The sequence below is a fragment of the Kitasatospora arboriphila genome (assembly GCF_039528095.1).
Taxonomy (GTDB): domain Bacteria; phylum Actinomycetota; class Actinomycetes; order Streptomycetales; family Streptomycetaceae; genus Kitasatospora; species Kitasatospora arboriphila.
This window is the reverse complement of sequence record NZ_BAAALD010000174.1, coordinates 1-7,716: the sequence shown is the minus strand read 5'-3', so window position 1 is coordinate 7,716 and position 7,716 is coordinate 1. Positions and strand designations below refer to the sequence as shown.

The window sequence follows — 7,716 nt, the reverse complement described above, 5'->3', positions numbered from 1 at the left end:
GGACCGGACGGCCGGACCGGACCGCCCCGGCCCGGCGGTCGCCGGCGCGGAGCCGGTCGAGCCGCCCGGTCCGACGCCCGGCCCCGGCCCGGACACCCCGGAACCCGCCGCCGACGGGCTGCCCGCCCGCGGACTCGCCGCCCGCTACCACCTCGCCGCGGCCGCGCTGGCCTCCGCCGGCAACACCGAGGACCTCGCCCGGCTGCTGCACGACACCGCCCTGGCCCCGCTCGGCGTCACCGCCGCCGTCCTCGCCCTCCTCGAACCCGACGGCGCCCTGCGCCTGGTCGGCAGCCACGGAGTCTCCGCGCACCGGCTCAGCCAGTGGCAGCGGATCCCGCCGATGACCGCCCTGCCGCTCACCGAGGCCGCCCAGTCGGGCGCCGCCGTCTGGGTCGCCACCCGCAGGGACTTCGCGGCCCGCTACCCCGACGTCCCCGGCGAGGACCTCGTCCCCGGACGCACGGTGTGCGCGCTGCCGCTGCGCACCGGCGGCCGGGTGATCGGCGCGATGAAGCTCGGCTGGGCCGAGGAGTACCGGCCCGATCCGGACATCGAGCGGTACCTCGCCGCGGTGGCCGCGCTCTGCGCCGCCGAACTGGAGCGGGTCGGCGCGGGCGGCACCGCCGGGCCCGGCCGGGCCGCGCCGGTCGCCGAGCCGTGGTTCCGGGCCGTGCTGGACGCGCTGCTCGACCCGGTGCTGATCCTCGGCGCCGTCCGCGACACCGGCGGCGGCGTCACCGACCTGCGGGTCGAGCACGCCAACGCGGCCACCGTCGACCTGGCCGGCCGCACCCCCGGCGACATGGTGGGCCGCCGGCTCACCGAGCTGTACCCGGGCATGGTCGCCTCCGGCACCTTCGGCCGGCTGCTGGAGGTCGCCGCCACCGGCGTCCCCTACGAGGGCGGTGCCGAACGCTTCGAGGAGGTCGTCGGCGGCGCCGTCCGGGCCTCCGCGATGACCCTGCACGCCACGCCGTTCCTGGACGGCGTACTGGTCAGCTGGCGCGCCCACGACGAGCGGGACCGGCGGGAGACCCAGCTCGCCCAGGCCCAGCGGCTCGCCCGGCTCGGCACCTGGAGCTGGGAGCCGGGCAGCACCCGGCTCACCTGCTCGCCCGAGGTCCCCCGGCTGCTCGGCCTGCCCGACGACGGCAGCGGCGGGATCGGCCTCGCCCAGGCCCTGGCCGCCGTCGCACCGGGCGACCGCGAGGAGGTCCGCTCCGCCGCCGCCGGACTGCTCGCCGGGGCCGCCGACACCACGCTGGAGTTCCGGGTCGGCCGGGAGGCGGAGGCGCGCAGCCTGCGGGTGCTCGCCACCGCCGGCCCCGGCCTCGACCGCTCCACCGCCGTCGCCGTCCGCGGCGTGGTGCAGGACGTCACCGGCCGGCGCCGCGCCGAGCAGGCCCTCGCCGGCACCCGGACCCGGCTCGCCGAGCAGCGCCGCCGCGCCGACACCGAGCACCGGGCCGTCGTCGCCCTGCAGCGCGCCCTGATGGACGCCCCGGCCGGCCCGCCCACCCCCGGACTGCGCACCGCCGCCCGCTACCTGCCCGCCGGGCGGGGCAACAAGGTCGGCGGCGACTGGTGGGACGTCCTCGCCCTCCCCGACGGCACCGTGCTCGTCGTGGTCGGCGACGTCTCCGGCCACGGCCTGCCCGCCGCCGCCGGCATGGCCAACCTGCGGCACGCCCTGCGCGGCCTCGCCTACACCGGCGCACCGCCCGAGGAACTGCTCGCCCGGCTCAACCGGATGCTCTGCCACGAACGCGGCAACTACACCGCCACCGCCGTCTGCGGCCGCCTCGACCCGGCCGCCCGCACCCTCGACTGGGCCCGGGCCGGCCACCTGCCGCCCGTCGTCACCCGCGGCGGCGGCGAGGCCCGGCTGCTGGAGATGCCCGACGGCATGCTCCTCGGCGCGGTGCCCGGCGCCCGCTACCGCCCCGCCCGGCTGCGCCTCGAACCCGGCGACACCCTGCTGCTCTACACCGACGGCCTGGTCGAGCGCCGCGGCGGCGACCTCGGCCGGGGCGTGCACCGCCTGGTCGAGGCACTGCGCGACTACCGCGCCGACGACATCGAGGGCTGCCTCGACCACGTGCTGCGCCGCCTCGGCGCCCCCAACCCGCTCGACGACACCTGCCTGGTCGGACTGCGCCTGGCCTGACCGGGGCCGCTGGCGCGGCGCCGCCGGAGCGCTGCCGGGGACGGCGGCCCGCGCCGACCTATGGTGGAGGTGAGCACCCCCTCGTACGGGAGGAGCCGGCGATGGACGCCGACACTGCGGCGCACGGCGGACCCGCGGGCGCCGACCAGCTGACCGTCTCCGTGGACCGGTCGGCCGGCCGCTGGGTGCTGGCGCCGGCCGGCGAGCTCGACCACGACAGCGCCGAGCCGTTCCGGGAGGCCCTCGACGGGGCGCTCCGCGACCCCCCCGACCTGGTCGTGGTGGACTGCTCCGGCCTGTTGTTCTGCGACTCCACCGGGCTGAACCTGCTGCTGCGCGCCCGGCTGTCGGCCCAGGCGGACGGTGGCGAGGTGGTGCTCGCCGCCCCCACCGCGATGGTGCGGCGGATGCTGGAGATCACCGGCGCCGGCGAGATCTTCCGGGTGGTCGACAGCACCGCCGAGGCGGGGCCCGGACCGGGCGGCGGCGGATGACCGGGCCCTTGGGGCCGGCCGGGCAGGTGCGGCGGCTGGCCCTGTACGAGTCCCGCGGCGCGGTGCAGCACTGCCGGGACTTCACCCGCGAGGCCCTGCACGACTGGGGCTGGCTGCCCGCGGTCGACGGCGAACGCCTGGCGGTGGCCGAGGACGTGCTGCTGATGGTGAGCGAACTGGTCACCAACGCCTGCCTGCACGCCGGCGGGCCGCGCGAACTCGTCCTGCAGCGCACCGGCGGCGGACTGCGGGTCGAGGTGTCCGACGACAGCGTCGACCTGCCCGTGCTGCAGACCGACCGCCCGCGGTCCTCGCCCGGCGGGCACGGACTGCGGGTGGTGGACCGGCTGGCCGCGTCCTGGGGCAGCGTGCCGCGCCCGCCCGGCAAGACCGTGTGGCTGGAGGTCGAGCAACCGGTGGACGACCGCTGAGCGCACCCGCCCGCCGCCCGCGGCGGACGGCGCCCCGGAGGCGGAGCGCCCGGCCCGCCGGCGGTGGCAGAGTGGACGTGGAAGACACCCGTCCGGACGTGCCGCACCGTGCCGAGGACGACGATGAACCGACCGATCCCGCCCGAACACCACGGCCCCGGCGGACCCGACCGGTCCGCGGGCCGGTTCCTGCGCTCCGCCGGGCCCGACCCCGCGCAGGCCCCCGGGCCGCTGCCGGAGGACGACCTGCGCCGGCTGCTCGCCGGGCTGACGGCCGTCCGCGACGGCGACTTCGGGACCCGTCTGCCGGACGGCGGCCCCGGGCTGCTCGGCGAGATCGCCGAGGTCTTCAACGGCATGGCCGACCAGCTGTCCCGGGTGACCGCCGAGGTGACCCGGGTCGCCCGCGAGGTCGGCAGCGAGGGCCGGCTCGGCGGCCAGGCCGAGGTCGAGGGCGTCTCCGGCACCTGGCGCGAGCTGACCGACTCGGTGAACGCCATGGCCGGCAACCTGACCGGCCAGGTCCGCAACATCGCCCAGGTCACCACCGCCGTCGCGGAGGGCGATCTGACGCAGAAGATCGAGGTGGCGGCGCGCGGGGAGATCCTGGAGCTCAAGGACACGGTGAACACGATGGTCGACCGGCTGTCGGCGTTCGCCGGGGAGGTGACCCGGGTGGCGCGCGAGGTCGGCACGGAGGGCCGGCTCGGCGGTCAGGCGGACGTCCGCGACGTGTCCGGGACCTGGCGGGACCTCACCGACTCGGTCAACTCGATGGCCGGCAACCTCACCGCCCAGGTCCGCTCGATCGCCCAGGTCGCCACCGCCGTCGCGGAGGGCGATCTGACGCAGAAGATCGAGGTGGCGGCGCGCGGGGAGATCCTGGAGCTCAAGGACACGGTGAACACGATGGTCGACCGGCTGTCGGCGTTCGCCGGGGAGGTGACCCGGGTGGCGCGCGAGGTCGGCACGGAGGGCCGGCTCGGCGGTCAGGCGGACGTCCGCGACGTGTCCGGGACCTGGCGGGACCTCACCGACTCGGTCAACTCGATGGCCGGCAACCTCACCGCCCAGGTCCGCTCGATCGCCGAGGTGACGACGGCGGTCGCCCGCGGCGACCTCGGCCAGAAGATCCGGGTCGACGCGCGCGGCGAGATCCTGGAGCTGAAGGAGACCATCAACACGATGGTCGACCAGCTCTCCGCCTTCGCGGACGAGGTGACCCGGGTCGCCCGGGAGGTCGGCACCGAGGGCAACCTCGGCGGCCAGGCCACCGTCCGCGGAGCCTCCGGCACCTGGAAGGACCTCACCGACAACGTCAACGTGATGGCGTCCAACCTGACCGGGCAGGTCCGCTCGATCGCCCAGGTCGCGACCGCCGTCGCCCGCGGCGACCTCAGCCAGAAGATCACCGTCGAGGCGAAGGGCGAGGTCGCCGCGCTCGCCGGCGTGATCAACACCATGGTGGACACGCTCTCCGCGTTCGCCGGGGAGGTGACCCGGGTGGCGCGCGAGGTCGGCACCGAGGGCATCCTCGGCGGCCAGGCCACCGTGCCCAGCGTCGCCGGCACCTGGAAGGACCTCACCGACAACGTCAACTTCATGGCGCACAACCTGACCAGCCAGGTCCGCAACATCGCCCAGGTCACCACGGCCGTCGCCCGCGGCGAACTCAACCGCAAGATCGACGTCGACGCCCGCGGCGAGATCCTGGAGCTCAAGACCACCATCAACACCATGGTCGACCAGCTGTCCTCGTTCGCCGCCGAGGTCACCCGGGTCGCCCGCGAGGTCGGCAGCGAGGGCCGGCTCGGCGGCCAGGCCGAGGTCGAGGGCGTCTCCGGCACCTGGAAGCGCCTCACCGAGAACGTCAACGAACTGGCCGGCAACCTCACCCGGCAGGTCCGGGCCATCGCCGAGGTCACCGGCGCCGTCGCCGAGGGCGACCTCACCCGGTCCATCACCGTCGACGCCTCCGGCGAGGTCGCCGACCTCAAGGACAACATCAACACCATGGTCGAGTCGCTGCGCGAGACCACCCGCGCCAACCAGGAACAGGACTGGCTGAAGACCAACCTCGCCCGGCTCACCGCCCTCGTCCAGGGCCACCGCGACCTCACCGTCGTCGCCGACCTCATCATGAACGAGCTCACCCCGCTGGTCGGCGCCCAGTACGGCACCTTCTACCTCGCCGAGGACACCCCCGACGGCACCGTACTCGCCCTGGTCAGCAGCTACGGACGACCCGCCGGGGACAGCCCGCCCCGGCTGCGGCCCGGCGAGTCGCTGGTCGGCCAGGCCGCCCTGACCCGGCGTCCGCTCGCCGTCACCGACCTCCCCGACGGCTACACCGCCGTCTCCTCCAGCCTCGGCGCCGCCCCGCCGCGCGCCCTCGTCGTCCTGCCGGTCACCGTCGAGGACCAACTGCTCGGCGTCCTCGAGATCGCCTCCCTGCACCCCTTCACCGCGGTGCACCGCGACTTCCTCGACCGGTTCACCGAAGCGCTCGGCGCCAACCTCAGCATGCTGCTCGCCAACGCCCGCACCGACGAACTCCTGGAGGAGTCCCAGCGGCTCACCGCCGAACTGCGCGCCCGCTCCGAGGAACTCCAGAACGGCCAGCAGGAACTGCGCGACTCCAACGCCGAACTCGAGGAGAAGGCCGACCTGCTGGCCGCCCAGAACCGCGACATCGAGACCAAGAACCTGGAGATCGAGCAGGCCCGCCGGGAACTGGAGGAACGCGCCCGGCAGCTCGCCCGCACCTCCATGTACAAGTCCGAGTTCCTCGCCAACATGAGCCACGAGCTGCGCACCCCGCTCAACAGCCTGCTCATCCTCGCCCAGCTGCTCTCCCAGAACCCGAACGGCAACCTGACGGCCAAACAGGTCGAGTACGCCGAGATCATCCACTCCGCCGGCTCCGACCTGCTGCAGCTCATCAACGACATCCTCGACCTCTCCAAGGTCGAGGCCGGCAAGATGGACATCCACGTCGAGCGCTTCCCGCTGCGCGAACTCCTCGAGTACGTCGAGTCGACCTTCCGGCCGCTCGCCGGGCAGAAGCGGCTGCACTTCACCGTCGTCACCGCACCCGGCCTGCCGGACACCCTGCACACCGACCAGGCACGGCTGCGGCAGGTCCTGCGCAACCTGCTCTCCAACGCCGTCAAGTTCACCGACCGCGGCCGGGTGGAGCTGCGGATCGAACCCTCCGGCCCGGAGGAGAGCACCGCCGACGGCTCGGTGCCGCCCGGCAGCCTCGCCTTCCGGGTCACCGACACCGGCATCGGCATCGCCGAGCAGCACCTGGAGTCCATCTTCGGCGCCTTCCAGCAGGCGGACGGCACCACCAGCCGCCGCTACGGCGGCACCGGCCTCGGACTGTCCATCAGCCGCGAACTCGCCCACCTGCTCGGCGGCACCATCACCTCCCGCAGCACCCTCGGCGAAGGCAGCTGCTTCACCCTGCACCTGCCCGGCGCCGTACTCGGGGAGTCCGCCGAGAGCGCCCCGCCGCGCCCGGCCCGGCTGCTCGTCGTCGAGGCAGACCCGTCCGGCCTGCTCACCGCCGTCGCGACCAGCGCCACCGCCCGCCGCGACCCGCCCGCCGAGATCCGCACCGTCGGCGACGCCGAAGAACTGCGCGCCGCGCTCGACCGGGGCCCGTGGCACTGCGCCGTCGTCGACCTCGACCTGCCCGGCGAGCGGCTGCGACCCGTCCTCGACGCCCTGCGCGCGGCCGGGCCCGCGGTGATCGGCCACTTTGAACGGTCCCCCGACCCGGACCGGCCCGACCGGCCGGACACCCCCGACCTGCCGACGGCCGCCGGCCTCGACGACCTGCGCGAGAGGATCAGGACGGCGACGGCCCCGCCCGAGGAGGCGCCCGCCGCCCCGCCTGCCCCGCCCGCCCCGGCGCCCGTGCACCGCGCCCGGCTGGCCGGCCGCACCGTCCTGATCGTCGACGACGACACCCGGAACGTCTTCGCCGTCACCGGCATGCTCGAACTGCACGGAGCGCGCGTCCTGCACGCCGAGAACGGCCGGACCGGCCTCGACGTACTGCGCGGCCACCCCGAGACCGACATCGTCCTGATGGACGTGATGATGCCGGAGATGGACGGCGACACCGCGACCGCGGAGATCCGCGGACAGGGCGGCACCGCGGACGTCCCGATCATCGCCCTCACCGCCAAGGCGATGCCCGGCGACCGGGCCCGCAGCCTCGCGGCCGGCGCCAACGACTACATCACCAAGCCCGTCGACACCGACCACCTGCTCGCCCGGATCATCCACTGGCTGGACGGCTGACCGCCGTGGACCGGACCGGCCCGGCCGACACCGGGGCGCCCCGCGACCGCGCGTCCCCCGCGGCCGACCGGCTCGCCCTCGCCCTGCGGCGGCTGGAGGCCGAACGCGACGTGCTCCGCGACCGGCTCGCCACCCGCCCGCTCGTCGACATCGCCACCGGCATGCTCGCCGAACGGCTGCACTGCCCGCCCGCCGACGCCGCCGCCCAGCTCGACGCCCTCCCCGCCGAGGCCGGCGTGCCCGCCGACCGGCTCGCCGCCGACCTCGCCGGCGAGACCGCCGCCGCCGGCCCCGACCTCGGCGAGAG

The 7,716-nt window shown here is 75.6% G+C and carries 5 protein-coding genes; all 5 read left to right on the top strand.

The features are described from left to right. On the top strand, nucleotides 1-2,170 hold a 2,170-nt coding region (locus ABD353_RS38765; RefSeq protein ID WP_344628435.1), incomplete at its 5' end, for a SpoIIE family protein phosphatase. Between the two features lie 101 nt (nucleotides 2,171-2,271). Next, nucleotides 2,272-2,664 (top strand): STAS domain-containing protein, encoded by a 393-nt coding sequence (locus tag ABD353_RS38760; RefSeq protein ID WP_344628434.1) that lies wholly within the window; start codon nucleotides 2,272-2,274, stop codon nucleotides 2,662-2,664. Further along, a complete protein-coding gene (locus ABD353_RS38755; RefSeq protein ID WP_344628433.1) occupies nucleotides 2,661-3,095 on the top strand; it encodes an ATP-binding protein in 435 nt (144 codons plus the stop codon). The genes ABD353_RS38760 and ABD353_RS38755 overlap by 4 nt, the downstream gene beginning before the upstream one ends. Before the next feature lie 123 nt (nucleotides 3,096-3,218). Continuing rightward, nucleotides 3,219-7,409, top strand: a complete 4,191-nt coding sequence (locus tag ABD353_RS38750) for a HAMP domain-containing protein (protein WP_344628432.1) — start codon at nucleotides 3,219-3,221, stop codon at nucleotides 7,407-7,409. A 5-nt stretch (nucleotides 7,410-7,414) separates the two neighbouring features. Further along, a partial coding sequence (locus ABD353_RS38745) for an ANTAR domain-containing protein (protein WP_344628431.1) occupies nucleotides 7,415-7,716 on the top strand: 302 nt, incomplete at its 3' end.